This is a genomic window from Halarcobacter mediterraneus (genome assembly GCF_004116625.1).
Taxonomy (GTDB): Bacteria; Campylobacterota; Campylobacteria; order Campylobacterales; family Arcobacteraceae; genus Halarcobacter; species Halarcobacter mediterraneus.
This window is the reverse complement of the sequence record NZ_NXIE01000006.1, coordinates 117596-140880: the sequence shown is the minus strand read 5'-3', so window position 1 is coordinate 140880 and position 23285 is coordinate 117596. Positions and strand designations below refer to the sequence as shown.

29 protein-coding genes are annotated in these 23285 nt (G+C 26.5%); 15 read left to right on the top strand and 14 right to left on the bottom strand.

The genetic code is table 11. The annotated features are described in order from the left end of the window. Positions 1 to 22: 22 nt before the first annotated feature. The 6 genes from CP965_RS13200 to CP965_RS13180 all read left to right on the top strand — a co-directional run bounded on the left by CP965_RS13200 (position 23) and on the right by CP965_RS13180 (position 3155). Positions 23 to 325 carry a DUF2325 domain-containing protein gene (locus CP965_RS13200; protein WP_129062583.1) on the top strand — a complete coding sequence of 101 codons (303 nt, stop codon included), beginning with the start codon at positions 23 to 25 and terminating at the stop codon, positions 323 to 325. Continuing rightward, positions 326 to 526 (top strand): hypothetical protein, encoded by a 201-nt coding sequence (locus CP965_RS13195; RefSeq protein WP_129062582.1) that lies wholly within the window; start codon positions 326 to 328, stop codon positions 524 to 526. A 31-nt stretch (positions 527 to 557) separates the two neighbouring features. Beyond that, a complete protein-coding gene (locus tag CP965_RS14170; protein ID WP_164971033.1) occupies positions 558 to 734 on the top strand; it encodes a hypothetical protein in 177 nt (58 codons plus the stop codon). Then, the gene (locus tag CP965_RS13190; RefSeq protein ID WP_129062581.1) at positions 734 to 1492 is read left to right on the top strand and encodes a hypothetical protein; all 759 of its coding nucleotides are present in this window, start codon (positions 734 to 736) and stop codon (positions 1490 to 1492) included. The genes CP965_RS14170 and CP965_RS13190 overlap by 1 nt, the downstream gene beginning before the upstream one ends. A gap of 10 nt (positions 1493 to 1502) precedes the next feature. Then, positions 1503 to 1994, top strand: coding sequence for a flavodoxin (locus tag CP965_RS13185; protein WP_129062580.1), 492 nt, complete (start codon positions 1503 to 1505; stop codon positions 1992 to 1994). 63 nt (positions 1995 to 2057) lie between these two features. Further along, on the top strand, positions 2058 to 3155 hold the full coding sequence (locus tag CP965_RS13180; RefSeq protein WP_129062579.1) for an Opr family porin: 1098 nt from the start codon (positions 2058 to 2060) through the stop codon (positions 3153 to 3155). 32 nt (positions 3156 to 3187) lie between these two features. Here the strand turns inward: CP965_RS13180 and CP965_RS13175 are convergent, their stop codons facing one another. The 6 genes from CP965_RS13175 to CP965_RS13150 form a co-directional block, all read right to left on the bottom strand. Further along, a complete protein-coding gene (locus CP965_RS13175) occupies positions 3188 to 4354 on the bottom strand; it encodes a cytochrome-c peroxidase (RefSeq protein ID WP_129062578.1) in 1167 nt (388 codons plus the stop codon). Beyond that, a complete protein-coding gene (locus CP965_RS13170; RefSeq protein WP_129062577.1) occupies positions 4355 to 5257 on the bottom strand; it encodes a sterol desaturase family protein in 903 nt (300 codons plus the stop codon). It lies immediately after the preceding gene. A 2-nt stretch (positions 5258 to 5259) separates the two neighbouring features. Next, positions 5260 to 6246 (bottom strand): imelysin family protein, encoded by a 987-nt coding sequence (locus tag CP965_RS13165; RefSeq protein ID WP_129062576.1) that lies wholly within the window; start codon positions 6244 to 6246, stop codon positions 5260 to 5262. Between the two features lies 1 nt (position 6247). Then, on the bottom strand, positions 6248 to 7651 hold the full coding sequence (locus CP965_RS13160; protein WP_228712733.1) for a di-heme oxidoreductase family protein: 1404 nt from the start codon (positions 7649 to 7651) through the stop codon (positions 6248 to 6250). Further along, entirely contained in the window at positions 7620 to 8957 is a 1338-nt protein-coding gene (locus CP965_RS13155) for an imelysin family protein (protein ID WP_129062574.1), read from the bottom strand. The genes CP965_RS13160 and CP965_RS13155 overlap by 32 nt, the downstream gene beginning before the upstream one ends. A gap of 109 nt (positions 8958 to 9066) precedes the next feature. Beyond that, entirely contained in the window at positions 9067 to 9438 is a 372-nt protein-coding gene (locus CP965_RS13150; RefSeq protein WP_129062573.1) for a hypothetical protein, read from the bottom strand. 139 nt (positions 9439 to 9577) lie between these two features. Here CP965_RS13150 and CP965_RS13145 point away from each other — a divergent pair, with 139 nt between their 5' ends. The 9 genes from CP965_RS13145 to CP965_RS13105 all read left to right on the top strand — a co-directional run bounded on the left by CP965_RS13145 (position 9578) and on the right by CP965_RS13105 (position 16204). Next, the gene (locus CP965_RS13145; RefSeq protein ID WP_129062572.1) at positions 9578 to 10027 is read left to right on the top strand and encodes a Fur family transcriptional regulator; all 450 of its coding nucleotides are present in this window, start codon (positions 9578 to 9580) and stop codon (positions 10025 to 10027) included. A 3-nt stretch (positions 10028 to 10030) separates the two neighbouring features. After that, positions 10031 to 11563, top strand: coding sequence for a diguanylate cyclase (locus CP965_RS13140; protein ID WP_129062571.1), 1533 nt, complete (start codon positions 10031 to 10033; stop codon positions 11561 to 11563). Between the two features lie 89 nt (positions 11564 to 11652). Then, positions 11653 to 11967, top strand: a complete 315-nt coding sequence (locus CP965_RS13135; protein ID WP_129062570.1) for a hypothetical protein — start codon at positions 11653 to 11655, stop codon at positions 11965 to 11967. A 1-nt stretch (position 11968) separates the two neighbouring features. Beyond that, on the top strand, positions 11969 to 12652 hold the full coding sequence (locus CP965_RS13130) for a ferritin-like domain-containing protein (protein WP_129062569.1): 684 nt from the start codon (positions 11969 to 11971) through the stop codon (positions 12650 to 12652). 3 nt (positions 12653 to 12655) lie between these two features. Further along, a complete protein-coding gene (locus tag CP965_RS13125) occupies positions 12656 to 12928 on the top strand; it encodes a YtxH domain-containing protein (protein ID WP_129062568.1) in 273 nt (90 codons plus the stop codon). Further along, positions 12928 to 13296 (top strand): hypothetical protein, encoded by a 369-nt coding sequence (locus CP965_RS13120; protein WP_129062567.1) that lies wholly within the window; start codon positions 12928 to 12930, stop codon positions 13294 to 13296. Before CP965_RS13125 ends, CP965_RS13120 begins: the two co-directional genes overlap by 1 nt. After that, complete coding sequence (locus tag CP965_RS13115) at positions 13289 to 13648, top strand: YtxH domain-containing protein (RefSeq protein WP_129062566.1); 360 nt, start codon at positions 13289 to 13291, stop codon at positions 13646 to 13648. The genes CP965_RS13120 and CP965_RS13115 overlap by 8 nt, the downstream gene beginning before the upstream one ends. 16 nt (positions 13649 to 13664) lie before the next feature. Next, positions 13665 to 15776, top strand: a complete 2112-nt coding sequence (locus tag CP965_RS13110) for a heavy metal translocating P-type ATPase (protein ID WP_129062565.1) — start codon at positions 13665 to 13667, stop codon at positions 15774 to 15776. Positions 15777 to 15967: 191 nt separating this feature from the next. Then, positions 15968 to 16204 carry a hypothetical protein gene (locus tag CP965_RS13105; RefSeq protein ID WP_129062564.1) on the top strand — a complete coding sequence of 79 codons (237 nt, stop codon included), beginning with the start codon at positions 15968 to 15970 and terminating at the stop codon, positions 16202 to 16204. A 22-nt stretch (positions 16205 to 16226) separates the two neighbouring features. Here the strand turns inward: CP965_RS13105 and CP965_RS13100 are convergent, their stop codons facing one another. The 8 genes from CP965_RS13100 to CP965_RS13065 all read right to left on the bottom strand — a co-directional run bounded on the left by CP965_RS13100 (position 16227) and on the right by CP965_RS13065 (position 23208). After that, entirely contained in the window at positions 16227 to 16481 is a 255-nt protein-coding gene (locus CP965_RS13100; RefSeq protein ID WP_206732306.1) for a hypothetical protein, read from the bottom strand. Between the two features lie 186 nt (positions 16482 to 16667). After that, positions 16668 to 17489, bottom strand: a complete 822-nt coding sequence (locus CP965_RS13095; protein WP_129062563.1) for a DUF4198 domain-containing protein — start codon at positions 17487 to 17489, stop codon at positions 16668 to 16670. Positions 17490 to 17563: 74 nt separating this feature from the next. Beyond that, positions 17564 to 17863: a hypothetical protein gene (locus CP965_RS13090; protein WP_129062562.1), complete on the bottom strand. Its 300-nt coding sequence runs from the start codon at positions 17861 to 17863 to the stop codon at positions 17564 to 17566. Between the two features lie 48 nt (positions 17864 to 17911). Next, positions 17912 to 20383, bottom strand: a complete 2472-nt coding sequence (gene feoB / locus CP965_RS13085) for a ferrous iron transport protein B (protein WP_129062561.1) — start codon at positions 20381 to 20383, stop codon at positions 17912 to 17914. Continuing rightward, positions 20380 to 20625, bottom strand: coding sequence for a FeoA family protein (locus tag CP965_RS13080; RefSeq protein WP_129062560.1), 246 nt, complete (start codon positions 20623 to 20625; stop codon positions 20380 to 20382). The genes feoB and CP965_RS13080 overlap by 4 nt, the downstream gene beginning before the upstream one ends. 9 nt (positions 20626 to 20634) lie before the next feature. Next, a complete protein-coding gene (locus CP965_RS13075) occupies positions 20635 to 22245 on the bottom strand; it encodes a DUF4857 domain-containing protein (protein WP_129062559.1) in 1611 nt (536 codons plus the stop codon). Between the two features lies 1 nt (position 22246). After that, on the bottom strand, positions 22247 to 23086 hold the full coding sequence (locus CP965_RS13070) for an ABC transporter ATP-binding protein (RefSeq protein WP_228712732.1): 840 nt from the start codon (positions 23084 to 23086) through the stop codon (positions 22247 to 22249). Next, positions 23086 to 23208: a FeoB-associated Cys-rich membrane protein gene (locus CP965_RS13065; protein WP_129062558.1), complete on the bottom strand. Its 123-nt coding sequence runs from the start codon at positions 23206 to 23208 to the stop codon at positions 23086 to 23088. The genes CP965_RS13070 and CP965_RS13065 overlap by 1 nt, the downstream gene beginning before the upstream one ends. Between the last annotated feature and the right edge of the window lie 77 nt (positions 23209 to 23285).

Here is a 23285-nt window from a genome sequence, read left to right as displayed (position 1 = left end):
CATTATCATAAAAGGAAAATAAATGTCAGTTTTAATTATTGGTGGGGACAAAATTGATACTATAAAAAGTATTCTAGATCAGTTAGGTAGTTTTTCTATAACACATTGGGACACAAGAAAAAAATCAAGTGCTTGTAGAAAAGATATACCTCAAAATACAGATTATGTTTTAATGCTAACTGATTTTTTAAATCATAATGCTATGTATAAATATAGAAAAGAAGCAAAAAAGAAAAATATTCCAATTATCTGTACTAAAAGAAGTGCAAGCTCTGTGTATTGTGAGGTTTGTAAATTTCTTAATATGAATAAATGTGAGGAATAAATGAGTGAATTAATTTTAAATGAATTAAATGGTTTTAAAAACTATAAGTATGAATCTGCAACTAGCAGAATTGTAAATCTAAAAGATGTTATGGATGCAGATTTAGATGAGTTTTTGGCTATTGCCCATATTCTTGATAAAAACTATATTAAATATAAATTTACTACAAATATAGATATTAGAATTTTGGGTAAAAGATAATTATTTATTGATATAAAGAAGGAGAAGAATTATGTCAACTTTAATTTTAAAAAAAGAGATTAGGCATCTACTTAGATGCTCAGGGAGAGAAGTTAATTCTAAAATGTCTTGTTCCATAGTAAAACTACTTAGTATGAGATATAAAAATTTGGATAGAAAAAAATTAAGTACACTAACAAATGAAATTATATGTGAGTCTTTACATTAATGAAAAAAATTGGATTTGAATGGCAAGAGGAAAACTTGCCGTCCTTTGATAAGTTTAACAATAATACAAATAAAAGATTAATGTTTTTAAAACTATTTAATGAAAATCAAAAGTGCAATAATAAATTTACAAAAAATGATTTTTATTATTGTAAAAATTTTAATTTATTTGAATTATTCTTAAAAAAGATATTTTTTAATCTTCAATGTAGTTATGTATATTCAAAGGCTGTAAAAATTGATATACAAAAAACTTTACTTATAAAAGATTTCTTCCTGAAACTACAAGAAAAAAATGATTTAAAATTTAATAAATATTCTATATTTATTGAAAGTAAAAATAGTTTTGATATTTCAATTTACTTTATAAAAACATTATTAGATAATAAGTTTTCTTTGTATTTAGATGCTGAGAAAACTTTTCAAAACTTTGTGTCTAATAAAATAATGAAACAACAATTTGATAGAGAGGTAAAAATATATGATGATAGTATAGATTTAATATATAAAGAAAGAACATTACAAACAAAAATATTTACTTTTTGGGAATTTATTAATAGTAATAGATTAGATATAAATAGTCATATAAAAAAAGCTATTAATTGTATAAATAATACAGAATTTAAACAAGTTTATTTAGTATATCCTAAAAGTGATAATTTTAATAAACATATCAAAGTACAATGCAGTGATATGATAATAGATGATGAATATGAAATAAAACTAATCCCATATTCATTAAGATCAATTTTAAGATAAAAGGAAAAAAATGAAAGCAATATTTTACGCAACAAGTACAGGAAATACAGAAGAAGTAGCAAATAAAATTAATGATAATTTAGAAGGTTTTGATTTAGTTGATATAGCAAGTGATGGTGTAGATAAAATGAATGATTGTGAAGTAATTATTATGGGTATTTCTACATGGGGAGAAGGTGAACTTCAAGATGATTGGGAAGATTGCTTTGATGATATAAAAGAAATGGATTTCTCAGGGAAAAAAGTAGCTCTTTTTGGTTTAGGAGATCAAGAAAGTTATGGTCATGAATTTGTTGATGCTTTAGGAATAATGTATGAGACATTAATTGAGAATAAAGCAGAAATTATTGGAAAAACTTCAACTGATGGTTATGAATATGAATATTCTAGAGCTGAGGTAGATGGTGAATTTGCTGGACTTGTTATTGATGAAGATAATCAATCTGACTTAACTGATGAAAGAGTTGAAAACTGGTGTAATAAAATTACAGCTTTATTCTAAAAGCTAAAAACTTTTTTATTGGAGTTGTTTTTTTATTACAGTTTTACACACAAGGGGCAGTTAATGAAAAAATTAAGTTTAGTTGCATCATCTTTACTTTTAGTAAGTAGTTTAAGTGCAAATAGTATAGATGAAGCATTTAAAGCTGGTAATGTAAGCGGTGATATCACTTTATATGGTGAAAGACAAAATAATGAAGGATCAAATCCTGATTCTGGTTTTACAATGGGCTCAATAGGTCTATCTTATGAAACAGGTGAATTAAATGGATTTAAAGCAGCAGTGGGCTTTAGAGGAAATCATGATTTTTCTGAAGTAGAAGATGGTGATTATTCTGATGGTTCAGAACAAAAAGCTATTATACATACTGCAAATATTTCATATGCAAATGAATATTTAGGTCTAACACTTGGTAGACAAGAAATAGATTTAGAATGGCTAGGTGACTTCCATGAAGCAGCAGTAGTTGGAGTTACTGCAATTCCTGATACTACTGTAGTTTTAGGGTATACTCAAAGAATTGCTGTTGCTGATGCTGATGCTGTATTAGAAGAGTTTACAGACTTTGGTGAGGATATTGATTATGCAGCAGTTCTAGATGCAAAATATGAAGGTATTAAAGGTTTAGTTATAAACCCATATTATTATAAAGCTGATAATCTAGCTAAATGGTATGGTTTAAAAGCAGATTATGATACTGATATTTTTGGAGTTACTGCACATGGAGCACAAAGTAGCGAAGATATTGGAGAAGATGGAGATATAGCTCATCTTGAAAGTAGATTTAATATTGCAGGTTTTGGGTTTAATTTAGGATACATTACAACAGATAAAAATGTTGGAGCAGGTTCTATGTCTACTTTAGGAGAAAATATTAACCCTTTTGATGCTTTAAGAGGTGGAGATGGAGAAAAAGTTTATGATGCAGATACTGATACAACATATTTAAATGTTACTTATGCACTTCCTGCAGGAGTTGAATTAGGTGCATTATATGGACAAATGGATTCTGATGGCAATAAAGATAAAGAACTAGATTTGACAGTAGATTATAATATTACTGATAATTTATCTGTTGGTGCTTTATACGTAAACTTAAATGCTGAAAATAGTGATGAAGACTATGATAAATTTACTTTAACTGTAGCGTATTCTTTTTAATCTCAAGTCAAGGAAGTTAGTCTTCCTTGATATTATTTTTTTATATTTTCTTCTAATAAATATTCATATCTCTTATCAGTAAGTAATTTCATAAATGCAACTAAAGCATCAACTTTTCTATCATTTTGTTTTTTTGCTTTTAGTTCTTCTAAAGATATAGTCTCTTTCACTTCTGGCTCATTCCATGGTTTGCCCGTTTCAGGATTTATTTTTCTACTAGGATTATTATATTTATCATAGAACTCAACAACTGTTCTTAGATCTTTAAAAACACCATTATGCATATATGGAGCAGTTATTGCAACATTTCTTAGAGTAGGGACTTTATGTTTTCCTAAATGTTTTTTATCTTTCACTTTAGGATTTGCAAGTAAACCTTTATCTATTTCTTTTACCCCATTCATTGCTCTTAATTCATGGTTTATAGGAGTTCCAATATTGTGATATTCATAATTTGTAAAAGTCTCTCCTTTTTTATCTTCTCCTTTTAAAACATGACAAGTAGCACAAGAGTTATTATTATTTGAAAAAAATAAAGATCTTCCTAAATCTTCTAATGGAGTTAAATCATATTTTCCCTCTAAAAATCTATCATATTTTGAATCAAAAGGAGCAAATTCTTTTGTCATTTCAAATTTTTCAATTGAATCTGTCATTGCAAAATATGTTTTTTCAATTGAAGAAAAAATTTCTTCTCCATAAATCTTTTTAAATGTTTTAATATAATAAGGGTTTTCTTTTAGTCTTTCAACAACTGCTTTTTTTGAAGGCATTCCCATTTCAATAGGATTTAAAGGTGGTCCACCAGCTTGTCCAGCTAAAGTTTTTTCTCTTCCATCCCAGAATTGGCCACCAATATATTTATTTTTTTTCTTGTCAAAATGAAACTTAGGACTAAACATAGCATAAGATGCAGTTGGGGCTTGTCTATCCCCTAATGATTTACTATCATCTCCTAATGAAGCCATACTTTTTACACCATTTTCTCTATTATCTACAAAACCTGTTGCAGGATTATGACAAGTAGCACAAGATTGAGTTCTATTTTTTGATAAATTATTATCAAAAAATAGAACCCTTCCTAATTCCTCTTTTTGTTTCTTTTGTTGCTGTAACTCTTCTTTTGAAAGTTCTTTATTCATACAAGCTGTAAATAATAATGTACAGCTAAGAATCACTATAAGTTTTAAATATTTCATTTATTTTTCTCTCCTTAAAATATTTACAAATGGTAATATTAATAATTGTGGTATTGATTGATAATCTTTCATTTGTTTCTTTCTCAGCCCAAATTTTAGGACTTTAACTTCTTTAGAAATTTTTAATGTTCCAAAAACTCTATCCCATATTGCTAAGTAGCCACCATAGTTTTTATTAAAAAACTTTTTACTATGATGAATTTGATGTTGTTTAGGTGAAATAAACCATTTTTCGAGAAATGTAAAATAAGATAATTGAATGTGTGAATGTCTTAGATTTGAACCTAAAAAAGAAAAAATAAAGACAAAAGCATTTGCTCCTATAATTTCAAGTAAACCTACTTTTGAACCAAAAAAGTATAAAAATATACCAGTGGTAAGACCAATACTTATTGAATATCGGAATCCAAAAAGAATATTTTCTATAGGATGAACTCGATAAAAAGTGAAAGGTGTTAAAACTTTAGCACTATGGTGAATTTTATGAAATTCCCAGAGAATAGGTATTGTATGTAAAAATCTATGTATCCAGTATCTTGTAAAATCACTTATTATAAATAAACATATTGTATAAAGTATTATTATAGATTCATATGAAATATAGTTTATTTGAAAAAAACCAAATTCCAAAAATAGGTATTTTTTTATAAATAGTGCAATAGTTTGTGCACTAATTACTACTGGAAAAATTATCAATATTTTAATAAAGTAAGAAAAAATAAAATAATAATAATCTAGTTTTGCACTAGGATGTAGCCAAAGAGCTTTAGAGGTATTTACTTTTATTTGTTTTTTATTAAAATATAAATAAATTATTGCAATAGTAATTGAAGATAAAATATAAATCCAGAATGTTCTTCTATCTGGATTTATAAAATATTCTAAAAATAGAACATTATTCAAGTTTAGTCACCGTCAGCTTCTATTATTTTTGCATTGATTGATAATTCTTCAATTAAATCTAAAAATAAAATTATATGAATTTTATTTGCTTCTTCAAATAATTCTTTTGCTTTTGAAAAATCATCATTTTTAATTGATTTATTTAGTTTTATTGCTTTATCGATAGTCTCTCTGAATTCTTTAATTTGCCCTTCTTGTGTTAAAGTTTTTAAATAGTCACCATAATCAAAATATTTATCATTATTAAAAATATTTTTATAAGTATTTAAAATAGCATCAATTGCTAAAGATGAATTCTTACTTGTATAATATTCAGCTCTTTTATTATTAGGATTATTTTCATATTTCTTACTCAAGCCTAAAGTATCTCCTACTCTCCACTCTTTAAGTTTATAACTATTTTGTGTTAGTCTATTTATTAATATACTATTAGCTTTTTTTAAGTCAGACAAAAAATTGTTTTTTTGAGTTTTATATTCTTCATAAATATCATTTAAATGAGTTTGTAATCTATTACTAATAGTTAATGCAATTTCATTTACTCTTTTAGTGGAAATATCTTTTTTATATAAAATGTACTCTAAAGCATTTATTGATTTTAAAGAGTTTTTAAACAAAACAATTCTTACTTCATCTTTACTTTTTATAGCTCTATCTAATTGAAGTTTTATATCTTCATTTCCATGATGATAAATATCTATTAATCTAGGTGTATCGATATAATCTTCATTTAGTTCTCCTAAAATATATGACGATTGAACACTTTTCCATGATTTAACAAAATCTTTAAATAACTCTTTTGATTTTTCTTTCTCTTTTTCTTTTATTGATTTTTTTAAGTCTGAAATATTTTCAAATGCTTTTTTTGAATCAATTAATATTACTTTCTCATAGATTGTTTTTAAAACCTGCTTATTTGTTTCATCACTTTGTGCATTTGCTAAAATTGTGGAAAATACAATTGCAAGTATAACTTTAAATATATTCATATTATAACCTTTCTAAAAATTCTAATAAAGTTGTTCTTTCTTTTTTATTTAAGTGCATATAAGCTTCTTTTGAAGCTTTTGCTTCACCACCATGCCATAAAATTGCTTCTTGAAAATTTCTGGCTCTTCCATCATGTAATAACCTAGGATTTTTCTTATTTATTTTTTTATGTAGACTTATCCCCCATAAAGGGGCAGTTCTCCATTCTCTTCCTGTGGCTTTAAATTCACTTCTTCCATCTGCAAGTCCTTCTCCCATATCATGTAATAATAAGTCAGTAAAAGGAGAAATTTTAACACCTTGTTTTGTCGTAAAAGAATCAATATGACATTTTACACAAGCAATTTGCTTAAACAAATTAAAACCTTGTTTATAAATTTTATCTTTTTTAGTAGAAAAAGTTTTTCTATTTTTTAAATAAAATTCAATTGCTTCGAGTCTAAAGTCTGGAATATCTATATTATGCCTTGCCTTAGGAGCATTTAAACAGGCTGTTTGTTGTTTTGTACAGGCTTCATTAGGAAAAATAGAAGTTGTAAGACCCATATCATTGATTGCTGCATCAGCTATTTGATGTTTTACATTTGTAATATTTGCTTTCCAGCTAAATCTTCCTAATTCTTTTTTATGATTGATTGGAGAGTATACCCAATTTGCTTTTCCTGATATTCCATCATTATTTTTATCAAATTCATCAGCATTTGCTAAAATATCATTTTCTGAAATATCATCTAATAATCCTATGCCATTTAATGAAGGAGCTATTCTAAAAGTTATAATTGTATTTTTATCAAGTTCTCCATATTGCAAATCTTTTAAAATATAAGTTGGTTTCAGTAGTGTGTCTACTTCTCCATCAGGAAATTGTATTTTGATTTCTTCAAATTTAATCTCTGGTTTGGCTTCATATTTCACATTATGTGTACCATTTATTGCTATTTGAACACCATAAGTAGGCTCAGGAATTAAAGGATTTTTTATTAAAAAATCTAGATGTTCTTTTTTATTTTCAGCTTTTATTGAAAGTTTTGCAATAATAGATCTTGATAATTGCATATTTTTGTTATAAAGGGTTCCTCTTCCATTACTTGGATGACAACTCATACAGGTATTTGCATTAAATAAAGGTCCTAATCCATCTCTTGCTGTTGTTGCACTAGGTGCTACTACCCAAGGAATTCTAAAAAAACTTTTTCCTAAAATAAATTTATCATATTCTTCATTAGTTAAATTGTCAATAGGATGTAAAAGAGTATCTTTCTTTTGTTTACTAGTAAGTAAGTCTGCTGAACTATAAACGCCAAAAAGCCCTATAGCAATAATTGCTATAAGGCTTTTTTTTATGAATAAATTTATAGAACTAATAACTAACTTAAATTTTTGTTTCTTCTGGATCTGTAACATCATCAGTACTTAAAGAAATTCCATTTGCAGTTGCAATTGTTACCATTTCATCTCCAAGTTTTCTCATCTCATTTTTAAGTTTTACAATAGTCTTTGCCATAGGATTATCTGGTTGAATCTGATAATCAAAGTGTTCTTTAGTCTTTGCTGTTTTATCTATTAATGCAATTTTTGATTCAATTGAATTCATTAAAGTTTCTATTCTTTTTTTGTCTTCTGCCGAAACTTTTGTCAATAAAGATTCACCATATGATTTACCTTTATATGTTGAAGTTAAAATATTTTTGAACCCTTGATAATTAGTTACAATATCTCTATGTGTATTGTCTGAGAAACAAGAGTGCTCATCTTCTTCTGATGGAGTTAAAACTGCAACAGCAATTCTTTCATTTGCAAGTTCAGATTTCATAAATACACCCATTCCTGAGATAACTTGTTTTAAAGCTTCTTCTTTTGATAGGTTTTTGTCTTTATTTTCTCCTGTTAATTTACCTTGAAATGCAGCTTGATATAAACCATTTTCATTCCAAGCATTAGCAATAGTTTCTAAATCAGATACAATTTTTTGGGCACTAGCTTTTAAATAAGCTAATCTTCTTTGTGCATTTTTTTCTGAAGTAAAATCAGATAATGGTCTTTGTCCTGCTGTTAATGGACCATTTGTTATAGAATCTTTAACAAAATTTGAGTAATCTTGGTCTTGTCCCCATAATAAAAATTCAATAGCATGATAACCTGTAGAAACATTTGCTTCTCCTCCATTTTCATTTAATGAAGTTAACGCATCTACTGTAATATTAGAAACATTAACTGATGAAGAACCTTCTCCTCCTGGTTTGAAATCTCCATTTGTATCAATTATGTTACCTGAAGTTTTTTTACCATTTGCATCAATTGTATAATCAATCATATTTTCATCAAGAGGCCAAGCATTTAATTGTCCTTCAAGTGCACCATATTTTTCAGCTACCCATCCTTCTTCTGCATCTATAGGACCATTAGATAGTCTGAAAATTTCAGTTTGACCATAAGATTCCCTTGAAGATAACCAAGCTTCTTTTGCAGCTTCAAGAGTTTTTTCTGTTGGATTTTTGGCAAAAGTGTCAATTGCTTCTTTTAAAATTTTTGCATCGTTTAGCGCATCATTATAATTATCTTTTGCTATATTTGCATAAGAAGTTAAAATGCTGTTCTTCACTTGTTGTGTTTTTGCAGTTTCAGTGTTTTGTGAAGTTGCAGTACAACCTGTAAATGCTAGTGCAGCTGCTACACTTACGCTTGCTACGATTAATTTAGTTTTTATCATAAAATTCCTTTTGAGTATTTTGTTAAAATGATAGTTGTTATCATATAATTGTTTGGCATTTTAAGTAATATTAACTTAAATAATACTTAATATTAATAATAGTTATCAGTTAAAATCTTTCTATATATAATCTTAATGTATCCATTAATTCTTCATTTAAATTATTTAGATTTATATCTGATTTATAACATTCATATTCATCAAGAATAAACATATAGTTATTTAATGTTCTTATTAAGTCTTTATCGTTTATTAGTAGAATAATTTTTGAAACGGAATTTTTAATATTAGTTTTCTTTTCTTCAAGATTTTCACAAGTTAAGTGTATTATTTCTTCACTTAAGTTTGAAAAAATGTTTAATTTTCTTTCTCTTATCCATTTTTTCTTATCATTTTTTTGAGAAATTTTAGAACTTAAAACAGAATCTATTAATTTACTTGCTACAGTTCCTATTATAGCATTACTAGCAATTTGAATCATTTTTATCCTTTCAATGATATTAGTTCTCAAAATTATATGTATTAAAGCTTAAATAGAAATTAATTTGATAATTACTATCATTAATTAATTATTAAGTTTGATTTTTATAATATTTTGATAGTGATTATTAAGGTTAAAAATGAATAAAAAATATAGTATGTCCTATGAAACTTTTTTAAAAAACTTTAAGTTGCATATTTCTAAATTAGGTTTTAAGAACTCTATTCAAAAAGATTATATTCTAAAAATACTTTTTTTTAGTGATGAACATTTAACTGCTGAAGATATATCAAATAATATAAAAAAAGAATATAATATTGATGTAGGTATAGCAACAGTTTATCGAACTGTAAAATTTTTTGACGAGATAAATATTATAAATAGTTTAGATGTTGGAGATAATGTTAAACGATATGAATTGAAAATTTCTGAACATCATGATCATCTTGTTTGTACTTCTTGTCATAAAATTATTGAGTTTTCTGATGATTTAATAGAAGAAAAACAAAAAAATATAGCTAAAGATAATAATTTTGAACTAAAAAATCATACTATGATTATATATGGGTTATGTGAAGATTGCCATTAGAAAATGAGTATAAATAAAAAAGTCTCACTTCTTTTTAGTACTGTTTTTATTATATTTTTTATAATTATCTCTCTTTTTATAAATTATAGAGTACAAAACATTGAGAAATTAGAAAATAAAATTATTATAAATAATATAAGAAAAGTTCAAAGTCTTTTGGATAATTATTATGAAAAACTAGAAAATATAGGGTATGAATACTCTGCTGACAGTAATATACTATATGATTTAGAAAATAAAAATACTTCTACAAAGGTTTTTTCAGAAAAAATAGATTATATGAAAAGGTTAGATATTTCTTATTTTATTGTATTTAATAAACATAGAGATATATTGTATGGTAAATATTATGATATAAGTTCAGGAGAGTATTTACCTATTTCTTCAGAATTATTGACGTTTATAAAAAATACTCCAATAAAAACAATTTTAAATAAAAATAATAGATATCTTACAATAGATTATGAAAAAGTACTTTTCCATTTTGAAAAAGTTATTTATAAGGGAAAAGTTCAAGGGTATTTATTAATTGGTAGAACAATTGATTCTAATTTTTTAACAAGTATAAGTGAAGTGGTTGAAGATTATTCAAGCCTTATTTCAAATTATGGTTTAAACTCTTTTGATATATTAAACTATAAAGATTCTGAAATATCATATACTATAAAGAAAATTGAGAATAATAGATTGTTTTATTATATTAAATTTAAGGATTTAGTTGAATCAAATAACTTTTTTATAAGACTTATAAATGATAGAGAAGTCTATACAAATATGATATATGAATTGAAAATTATATTACTTTTATTTATCTTAATGTTTTTATTAATGTTGATAATATTTTTTATTTTTATGAATAAACTATTTATTAATAGGATAAAATATATTACAAGCATTATAAAAAGAGTTTCTTTATCTGAAAGTTTAAATTATAGCTTGAATATTAAATATAATGATGAAATATCTTATTTAATGAAGAAAATAAATGAAATGTTCCGAGTAATAAATACTCAACATAAAGTAGCTTTAAAAAAAGAAATAGATAAAAATAATAGAAATAAATCAATTACTTTAGATACAAAAAAAATTGTTGCAGATAAATCTACTATTTCAAATCTTTTAAAAAAATGGCTAGCTTCAAATGATTTTTCAATAGTATTATTTGAAATTGATTATTTTAATAAAATTGATAATATCAATGAGTTTAATTTAAAAGAACTTTTAAAAAAAGAATTATTAGAAGTGATTTCTTCAGAAATATCAAAAAAAGATATTTTAGGAAGTTTTGATGAAGAAAAGTTCATAGTTTTAATTGATGAAAAATCAAGTTTGAACGTATTAAATATTGCAAATAGAATAAGAAAACTCATTGAGAAAAAGATTTTTTTTATTGAAGGGAAAAGAGTTTTTATTACACTTTCTATGGGCTGTACAATATGTATGAAAAATGAGAGTATAGAAAATATTTATGAGAGATTAAATGAAGCTTTACTTGAAGCAAAAAGAAGTGGGAGAAATAAAGTAGTTTTTAACTAAAATTATTATTATAATTGATAATGAGTCTAAATTTATAATAAGCTTTACTTAAGTTTCTCTAAGCAAAAATACAAATGAAAGGATAAGAATTGATTAAAACAGAGGATATTGTAAATATAGCTAAATATTTCACTATAATAGCTCATACTCCAGGAAGATTAAGAGTAAGAGTTAGCCCTAAAATAAAAGAGGAAAAGGGAAATATAACTATAGAAGATATAGAAAGTTTACCTCAAAAGATAAAAGGGATTGAAAGTATAAAAATTAAGAAGATAATTGCTTCTGTTACAATTATATATGATCCAGAAACTTTTGCCCCAAAACTTTGGGAAGATTTAGTGCAAAATCAAAATCTTGAAGAGATAACAAAGATTATTAACAATCTTGCAAAGGAGGTAGCATAAATTGGAAACTAATTTTGATGAAGACTTATTAGTTGGACAAAGAATTGATCTAAATAATGAACAAGAAGTAAGAAGTCAGATTTTAAGAATTGCTGTTTATGATGAATTTAAAGCTTATGAAACTTATTCGGCAATAATTGAAAAATTTGGTTCTCTTTTACCTTTTATTAATATTCGTGAAGCTGAAGCAAGACATTATTCTGCTTTAATTGTTCTTTTAGAAAAATATCAAGTTCCTGTACCAGTTAATAATTGGGCTGATAAGGTTGAGGTGCCTAATAGTTATATTGAAGCTTGTGAACTTGGTGTTGCAGGTGAAATAAAAAATATTGCAATGTATGAAAATTTATTGCAACATGCAGAAGATGAAGATATAAAAGATGTTTTATATAAATTACAAGCAGCTTCATATAATAACCATCTTCCTGCTTTTAGAGATTGTGTTATAAAGTATTATACAAGTTCTTCTAATAATCAAACTTCAGGTTTTAATCAAGACTTACTTATGGAAAAGTTAGGGGAGTATCAAGGTTTATTTGATGATCTTATGTCAGGTAATGTTGATCAAAATAAATTAGCTGAACTATTCTCTAAGCTTAATATTTCGATGCTTGGTGGAGCAGCATTTGGAGCGGCTTTAATCGCATTTTTTAATGTTTATTTAGAAAAAAATAATAAGGAGTAAATCATGGCATTACCATTTGTATTAGGATTAGCAGTAGGAGCAGGAGCAGTAGTTGCATATAATAAATCAGATAAGTTAAAAGAAAAAGCAAATAAGTTTTTTAATAAATCGAAAGATGTTGCAAATGATTCTTTAGAAAAAGGGAAAGAAGCAGTTAGTGAAGTGAAGCAAACAATTAATGCTACTGCTGATTGTATTAAAGAAAGAAAAGAAAAAACGGCAATAGCAAATAATAAAGAAGAAAAAACTATAGAAGATAAAGATAAGGAAAATTAATGGCAGATGCAATTATTAATACTGGAGAACCTAGAAATGTAGTTGGACATATTGTAAGTGGAGCAGTTGCTTCAGCAATAATCTCAGGAACAATAAACTACAAAAAAGCAAAAGAAGAAAAGATAAGTTCAAAAGAAGCAGTTAAAGATACTGTAAAAAGAACATCTCAAGGAGCAATAGCAACGGGAGCTGCTATTGCTACTGCAAATTACCTTGGACAAAGAAATGGTTTTTTTAAAGCTTTAACAGCTGCAAGTGTTGGAATGGCAGGAATTTATGCTGTTGAATTACTTGATGATAAATTAGAAAAGAAGTGTACATCGATAGAAGATAATAAAAATTTAATTGAAGAGGGAAGTAATGAATAATCAAAATAATAATATGAATAGGTATAACACAGATATCAATAGTACAAGAGCAGTTGATAATATTCAAAATACACAATTAGAACAAAATCCATATATTAATCAGCAAACTAATATAGATCAAAATCAAAATCCTATAAATACTACAAATACTCAATCACAAAGTGTTTTTACAAATGGAGATTTCGTAAAAGGAGCTTTAATTGGAGCAGCAGTGACTTTTCTTTTAACTAATAAAAATGCTCAAGAAACTATTTTTAAAGCAGCATCAAAAGGGAGTGAACTATTTCAAGCTGGAATGGAAGAATTAAAAGAAAGATATGAAGATGCAAAAGCACAAATGGAATCTAAATAGAAAATAAGAATAGAGTATGAGTAATAAATTCAAAAAAGTACATTCAACTCCTACACGGGCTAGATATAAGTTTTCTTTATTAGAAGAAGAGTATATTGATTCTAATATTTTAAAAACAAACTTAGAAAGAATATCTGGTGTAGAAAGTGTTAGAGTAAATTCAAAAGCAAATAGTATTGTATTTACTTTTGGAGATGATAGTGTATGTAATAAAATAGAAGAAAAATTATTGAGTTTAAATCTTGATGATTTATTAAGTTCTTGTGAGGACACAGCATCTGTTTGTGTATCATGCATTAGTGATGAAAAACCAAGTATTAAAAGAACAGTAATTGCAAGTTCTGCAATTGTTGCAGAACAATTAGTTTCTACAGACCTCTCAAAAATGGCAGTAACTTTAGGTGCTTCTTATCCAGTTTTAATTGATGGTACTAAAGAGTTATTTAAAGATGGTTTAACTTCTAGAGTTTTAGAAAGTGCAGCAATAGGAATTTCTATTTATAGAAAGGATTATTTAGCTGCAAACTCTACAAATGCAATGTTAGAACTTGGAGAGTATATTGAAGAAACTACCGTTCATAAAAGTGATGATTTATTAAAAGAGTTGTCTAAACCAAATGTAGAAGAAGCTTGGGTAGAAAGAGAAATTGATGGTAAGGTCACTGAAGTTTTAATAAAAAGTAAAGATATTAATATTGGTGATATAGTAGTAGTTGCTATTGGAAATACAATCCCTGTAGATGGGCATATTATTGAAGGTAGTGGAAGTGTTAATGAAGTTTCTATGACAGGTGAAGCTGAACCAATTATGAAAGCCAGAGGTGATAGGGTTATTTCTGGAACTATAGTAGAAGAGGGAAGGCTTAGAATTTGGGCTGAGTATGTTGGGGCTAATACTGCAATGCAAAGAATTAGACATTATATTGAAAACTCACTAAATGAAAAGTCTTCAGTTCAACTAAAAGCAACAAAATTAGCGGATAAATTAGTACCTGTAACTTTAGGTTTATCAGGGCTTGCATATGCTATTAATAGAGATTTTGAAGCTACAGCATCTGTTTTACAAGCTGACTACTCTTGTGCTTTAAAACTTGCCACACCAGTTGCTTTTAAATCAAGTATTTCTAAAGCTGGTAAAAATGGAATAATGATTAAAGGTGCAAAATCAATAGAAGCTTTAAATAGTGCTGATACTTTTGTTTTTGATAAAACAGGAACTTTAACAGAAGGACAATTAGAAGTTATTTCAGTAAATTCTTTTGATAAAGAATGGTCTGAAGAAGATGTTTTAAATTTAACAGCTTCAGCAGAAGAACATTATTTTCATCCTGTAGCAGAAGCTGTTGTAAAAGCTGCAAAAGAAAAGGGTTTTATTCATATGCACCATGAAGAAGTAGAGTTCATTGTTGCCCATGGAGTGAAAACAGAAGTTGAAGGTAAATCTGTTATTATTGGTAGTAGACATTTCTTAGAAGATGATGAAAAAATTGATTTTAGTGAGCATAAAGATAAAATTGAAAAATGTTTAGAAGATGGGAAAACTCTTTTATATATTGGTTTTGATGGAAAATTACTAGGAACAATAGGTCTTGCTGATAATATTAGAGAAAACACAAAAGACTCAATTCAAAAACTTAGAAAACTTGGTGTAAAACATATAATTATGTTAACAGGGGATACTAAAAGAAAAGCAGAATTAATTGCAGAAGAACTTGATATTGATGAGGTTAGAGCAGAACTTTTACCAACAGATAAGGCTAATATTATAAAAGATCTTATGAATGAAGGTAAAAAAGTTGCTTTTGTTGGAGACGGAATAAATGATGCTCCAGCTTTAATTTCTTCTCATATTGGAATATCTATGAGTAGGGGTGCTGATATAGCAAAGGCTACAGCTGATGTAAGTTTACTTAAAGATGATATTGCAGCAGTTGTAGAAGCAAAAGAAATAGCAAATAACACTATGAGTTTAATTAATAAAAATTTTAATGCTACAGTAGGAATTAATTCTATTATTTTAGCAGGTGCTACTTTTGGATTCTTTTCTCCAATACAAACAGCAGTATTACATAATGGTACTACCATAGGGTTATTATTAAACTCAATAAAAGGGATAAAAACAAATTAAATTTCTAGATTGATAATAATTATCAGAAATATTTAAAGTTTTTCAAGCTATAATTATTGATAATTATTATCAGGAGTTTATAATGCCTTTTTTATTACCATTAGCAAGTGTTTTAACTGTAGCAATTACAATGAAAACTTTGGAGAAAACTTCAAAGAAGATTCAAAAACGTAAAAAGAGGAAAATAAAAAATGGAATTTGATACAGAGTTAAAAAGAGAAGCAGCTAAAATAGGAATGACAGCAACCTTAGGTGTAACTGTTGCAACATCTCTTTTTATGAAAAATAAGACGGCAAAAAGAGCTCATGTTATTGCAGGAGCTGCTTTTTGTGGTTTTGCTTTATGGCATACATTCTTGTATGATTCGAAAAAAAATAAAACTAAAGAAGTTAAAAGAATAGAAGAAAATACTGAAGAACAAAAATAAACTCGTAGTAAGCGAGTTTATTTTAACTATCTTTTGATATTTTCATTAAATTTACATACCAGTCTTCACCTAAGTCTTCAAGCTCTATATTGTTAAGTGTAACTTCTAAACTATAAGAATCATTCATATTTAATTCTTCTATTTTATCTTCAGGAATAAATAATGCTTCAACACAATAGTCATAAAGTTGTTCTTCACATTGTACTTCTTCCATTCCCCAACCTTCTTCAAAGTCGCTAATTATAAAGTATCTTTCTGGTTCAGTTACATTTTTCAAGTAGTAATCCTTTTCGCATAATGTTGATAATCAATATTGAAAAAGAATACTATAGTTTCTTAACTTTGTGAATACTTAAATTTAAATATTTTATTTTATTTTTTTTGAAATTTATAAATTAAATAGTTATATATAGGAGAGAATCTCCTATATATTTTTGAATAAGTTTTTTATAAGATAGTCTTATTATTTCATAGGTTTTGCTTCTACCCAAATAACAGCATCTTGGCTTAGTTCTTTACCTTTATATTCTTTGTCTGAACCTGCACCAAGTGCGCAAAATCCCCAAAACCCTGCCTTAGGAATTGAAAAGGTAAATTCTCCATCTTTATTAGCTTTTATACCCATTGTAACAAATGAGTCCTGAGGTGCTTTAACATAAGCTTTTCCCATTTTATTATTTTTTAAATCAACATCTCTATTTAAATATTCAACTTCTATTTCTGCAAAAGGTACAGGTTTCCCATTAGATTTTACAATTCCTGTGAAACTTCCACCTTCCCAAATAGAATAAGGTTTAGTTAAAGGTACAATTTCTGCTTTCAAACCTAATTCTGCATCCCAATCAGTAGGTGCTCCTGCTACATTAACTATAGTTTTAGTGATTTGTTGAATATATGCATCTTCATTTGCTTCAAAGTATGGAGCTGGTTTCATTACTAAAATATGATCTCCCATTCTTCTTGCTTTGTATTTAGAAGCATAAGCATGACCTGAATTATGATTGCCTTTAAAAGTAATTTCTTTTAAACTCTTTTTTAAATCAGTTTTTTTGCCTTTATTTATTACATAAAATTCTTCAACATCAGCTAGTTTTTTACTGTCATGCTGTTTTCCCATATCCATTGTATGTTCATCTGCAAAAGGATGAGTAAACACATGTCTTAATTCTATGGTTTTACCTTTTGTTAATGCTGTATTTGGAGTATAAAGCATTTGAAAATGAGCAAATGCACTTGTTGCTAAAACTGCTGTTGCAACTACTGTACTTAAAATAGTTTTATTCATAAATTCTCCTTAAGATATTGATAATTAATATCATATAATAATCAACCTTAAGTTATCTTAAGGTTGATTTTTTATTATTCAGTTATATCTGAACCTTTTACATGTACTTGATGACCTTCTCCAGAATCAAAAACTGCAGTATATTCCCCTGATGGTTTTTCAAATGTTACTTCACTGTCTTCATTCATTTTTGTATTATAAACTTCTTTACCATCTTGTAAAATATGAAATTTAACACCACTAGCACTACTTCCATCACTGAAACCACCTTCGCAAGTAATAGTTCCATCACCATTATCAAAACAACTCATAATTGCAGTATGTGCAAACATTGAACTAGCTACAAAAGCTAAACTAAGTAAAATCTTTTTCATTTTTTTCTCCTTTTATTTGATTAAATTTTAAGTTGTGGTTTTTATTTTTTATACTTTGGATTTTAATCCTCCTTTCCAATTTATATTTTTATTAGGGAATAGTCCAATTATAATAGCTATACTTAAGACTGTAAAATAAAAATAAGTCATAGCTTCTAATCCTGTAAGTTGAGCAAGTGAGCCAAAGGTAAATATCATAGAAGATATTATAATTCCTAAAAATACAGGAAAAAATATAGCAAATATCATCCACTTATAACTATTTGTTTGCATCTTTACAACTATCATTGTTGCAATACAAGGTGGAGTTAATATCATAAAAATAATTATTGCAGCTGCATGAAGAGGTGTATATCCACTATTTAAAGCCAAAGCTTCTTCAGCTCTCATATCATCTGCTTTATTATTTTCATATATAGAACCTAAAGTAGCAACAGCACTTTCTCTTGCAGCAAATGAACTTAAGAATGCTACATTAATTTTCCAATCAAAGCCTGCATATTGAGTAAGTGGTTCAATTGCTCTTCCTGCCATTCCTAAAAGAGAATTTTCTACTTTTTCATTTTTCATATTTCTTAATATACGTTTTCTTTGTGTCGAAAGTTTTCTTAATGCTCTATTTATTTTTCTTGCCTCTTTATCTCTTTTAGGTTTAATAAATTTAAAGAATGATTCATTTAAGGCTATATATTCTTCATCAACAGAGGCTGCACCTTCTTTCGAAGTAGTAGACATTCTTTTCCCTCTATAACCATCATAATAGTTTAATAGTGCTGATACTTCTTCTTTTGTATCAACTTCTGAATAATATTTAGATTTTTGAGCTTTTTTATCAAAAGTATTAATACTTTTTTCTGCTTGTTTATCATATTTTACTTGTTGTTCTTCATTCAATCCAGGAAATTGAAGCATAGCAAAAAGAATTATTGCAACTGCAAGTACGATAGTTACAACTTTTTTAATATAAACCCAAACTCTTTGACTTGCTCTAATTATAACACCCTTGAATGTGGGCATATGATAAGGGGGAAGTTCCATTAAAAATGGAGCAGTTTCTCTATTTTTTAGAATAGTAGTTGTAATAAATTTTGCAACAATCATCGCAATAAATAGTGTTACTGTAGAGATAAAAAACATCATTATTGCCATATCTGGTTTGAAAAAAGCTCCTAGTAATAATGTGTAGAATGGAACCTTTGCTAGACAATTCATATATGGAACAGAAAGAATTGTGGCCATTCTTGCTCTTTCATCTGCAATTCCTTTTGTAGCCATTACTCCAGGAACAGCGCAACCTCCAACCATAGCACCACCTAATACAAGTGGTAAAGTGGATTGCCCATGAAGCCCAAATCTTCTAAATACTCTATCCAAAATAAAAGCCATTCTTGGCATATAACCTACATCTTCCATTATTGCAATAAGGGCAAATAAAATAAAGAATATTGGAATATAATTCATTAAAGCATTTGCACTATTTACCATCCAAATACCAAAATCTGTTAATAATGGAACTTCTATAAAATTTGTTTCAGGAAGTATATCAATTACAAAATTTTTAAATGCTGCAAGTATAGGCCAAGTATAATCTGTAAGTTTATATCCCCATACAATTGATATTTGATAAACTAAAAACATCAATAAAATTAAAATTGGTAGTGCTAAAAATCTATTTAATACTATTTTATCAGCTTTATCTGTTAATGTTTCTTTTCCTAAATTTTTCTCTTTTATCGCTTTATGATAGATAATATCAGCTGAGTCATATCTAAAAGAAGCTAAGTATGAAACAGTATCTTTATCATATTTTTCATGAAAGTTATTTTCTTCTTTTTTTACAAAATCTTGAATATCATCAAACTCTTTTTCTAATCTTTCAATTATTGGAGTATCACCTTCTAATGCTTTAATTGCAAGCCATCTTTTGTTTTGAGTAAGATGTGTATTTTCTATTTTATTTTCTAAATTCGAGATGTGTGGTTCTAATTCTTCATAATTTATTTTGAATTCTTCATATTGGTTTTTTTTAGAAAAAGTATTTACAATATTTGTCATAATATCTTCTCCGCCAATACCTTTTGCTCCACTTGCTTCAACTACAGGACAATTTAGCATTTGAGATATTTTTTTTGAATCAATTTCTATCCCTCTTCTTTTTGCAACATCCATCATGTTTAATACTACTACAACAGGAATTCCTATTTCTAAAAGTTGAAAGGTAAGATATAAATTTCTTTTTATATTTGACGCATCAACAACATTTACAATTACATCTGGATTTTCATCTATAATAAAATCTTTAGCAACTCTTTCTTCCAAAGAGTAAGAACTAAAAGAGTATGTTCCTGGTAGATCAACCATTTCAACTCTATTTTCTTTGTAGGTGAAAAAACCTGTTTTTTTATCTACTGTAACACCTGGGTAATTTGCAATATGCTGTTCGATACCACTTACTAGGTTAAATATTGTAGACTTACCACAATTTGGTTGTCCAGCAAGTGCTACTTTTATCTTATTCATTTGTTATCCTCTATTTCTACAAGATTAGCTTCACTTTTTCTAAGTGTTAAATAGTATTCATGAATTTTAATTTCCATTGGATCATATAGTGGAGCTTCTCTTATTACTTCTATTTCAACATTTTTGACAAATCCCATATCCAGGAGCTTATGTAAAAGTTTACCTGAGGCATTTAATTTTTTAATTTTTGCTTTCTGTCCTTTTGATAGGGTGTCTAATGTTGGTGTTATTTTAGTATTCATTTTTATCCTTTATTGGAAAATATTTTCTTTAATTTTTTTAAAATTTTTATCAAATACAACAGCATAATAATTTTTATTGTCTGTATATCTAACAAGGTAATACTTAGGGTTTGAAATAAATAAAAGTTTCATTTTTTTATAATTGAAATTTTTAAGTTCAATTTTTCTAAATTTTAATGTTTGATAATCAATAATATAAAAATCATTTTTACTATCAATTGCAAAACCTGCTAATTCTCTTTTTTTGTTTTCACTTATTTTCATAAAACTTATTTGAATATTGTTAGGATAATTTACTTCTTGTAAATGAATTTTATTGTCATATCTATTTAATTTAAATAGTTTATTTTTTGAGTCTAAAAAGAAGTAACCTAAGTCAAAAGGTTTCATATTTGTACTTTTCCCCCAAATATCTTTGATTGGAAAAGATACATTATTTGTTTTAAGTAATTTGTTTAATTGAGTAGTTAATTTTTTATCTAGTCTTTCATCAAAATTATATATTTTTATATCATTTTTTCTTAAGGCAATCATCTCTTCTGGAAATTTTATCATACCAATTTTACTATGTGGATTGAGCAAAGGGTACATTTGAACTTCTTGTCTTTTTAAAAGAGTAGGGTTATAAGAAAAGCTAAGTCTTGATTCTTTTATTGTTTTCTTATCATATATTTCATTATCTATTTTTATTGGTAATTTACCTTGTATATCCAAATTTCTCCAATATACAAAAGGTAAATATGATTCATATTTAGTTCTATCAAATGTTTCTTGGTTTTTTATGCCATATTCAAATTGATGGTCACCAAAATTCTTTTGATATACAAAATCTTTTACGATAGGTGAATAAAAAATATAATACTTGTTAAAATCATGTTTATATTTACTTTTATACATATCAAATGATAAGTAAATCACTATAACAATAGATAAAAAGCTTAAGAGCCTAAATAAAGTGTTTGTAAGCCTTTGCTCTTTTATACTATAAAAACTATCTAATGTTATAAAAAACATAAGTATTGCAATTGGTATCCAGATTAAGTCAATACTTGTGAAAATACTTTTTTGGAATATAAAGATAAATAAAATACCAATAAATAGTTTCAAACTACTTATAAGTAGATTTTTTTCAATAATAGAACTACTTATAGTTAAGTAAATAATAATTGAACCTAAAAAGTAGAAGCTTATATCTTTTATAGAAACCAATAATATTTCATTAGGATAATATTGTGATATGATAAAAATAAGGGCTAGACTAAATCCTATAGATAAGATAAAGATATAAAAAATACCAATAAATAAATGTAAAAATAAAGATTTTGACATTGAAATTGGTAGATGTGACATTATTTTTATTCTATTTCTAATTTTTTCAGGAACGAATTGAAAAACTGAAATAGATAAACCTATTAGTAAATATAAGTAAAAAAGATATTCATAGGGTTTTTGTTCTAAACTTGTAAATCTGTACCACATCATTGATTCAGGTTCTACTGTTTTAAATGAGAAATTTAAGTTATACCAAAAGTTCCCAAGAAGAGTAAAGGCTATTCCATTTAGAATAAAAAATATAGGTTTTATTTTTAGCCATTCTTTTTTTATTATAGAATTTATCATTTTAATATTTTCCTACAAAACCAAGAAATTTATCTTCAAAATCTGTTTGAATTTCTTCTAAATTTTCAATTGTCTCAAAAGTATAAAGTTTTTTATTTCCTTTATATTCTTCGATTCTATGTATTTTTGTTTTATCAATTTCTTCATTGTTTAGTTTATAGCATTTAAAGTTTGATATAAAATTATCCATAGTGTCTTGATGTACTATTCCACCTCTTTGAACAATTGCTATATCATTTATAAGTCCAACTAAATCACCCATTACATGAGAAGTAATTAAAATTGTTTTATTAGTGTTTTTTACATAATCTTTTAAATAATCAATAAAAAGTTTTCTGTATCCAGCATCAAGACCCATTGAATAATCATCAAGAATCAAAAGTTTTGCATCTTGAGCAAATATTGCCCCTAAAACTACTTGAGATTTTTGACCAAATGATAGTGTTGAAAGTTTTTGATTATAGTTTAATTTCATTAAATCGACTAAATCATAAAAAACTGAACTATTCCACTTTTCATAGAAGGGAGCATAAAATTTTTCATATTCTTTAATAGTCATATAGTCATAAGCAACAAAGCCTTCATGTAATAATGCAATATTCTCTTTTGTCTTTGTGGAAAGATTATGCGAAGGTTCTCCAAAAATTAGGCATTCACCATTTTTGGGTTTTAAATATCCCATTAAAATATTAATTAAAGTAGACTTCCCAACACCATTTTTACCTAAAATACCGTAAATCGAACCTTCTTTGATATTTAAATTAAGTTTATCATAGATAATTTTTTCTCCATAACTATGAGATAAGTCTTTAATTTGAATAATATCTTCTCTTTTTATCATTAATCTTTCTTTTTACTACTACAATCAGCACTTCCACAATTACAACCACTATTTTTAAATGTTTTTTTATAAAGATAATATAATGCAAAGATAGTAAGTATAACTAAAAATAATTCTTCCATTTTGTAACCTTTTTTTAATAATACCTTTGAATTAATCATAATAATTGGTATCATCAATTAATATTAAAATGATAATA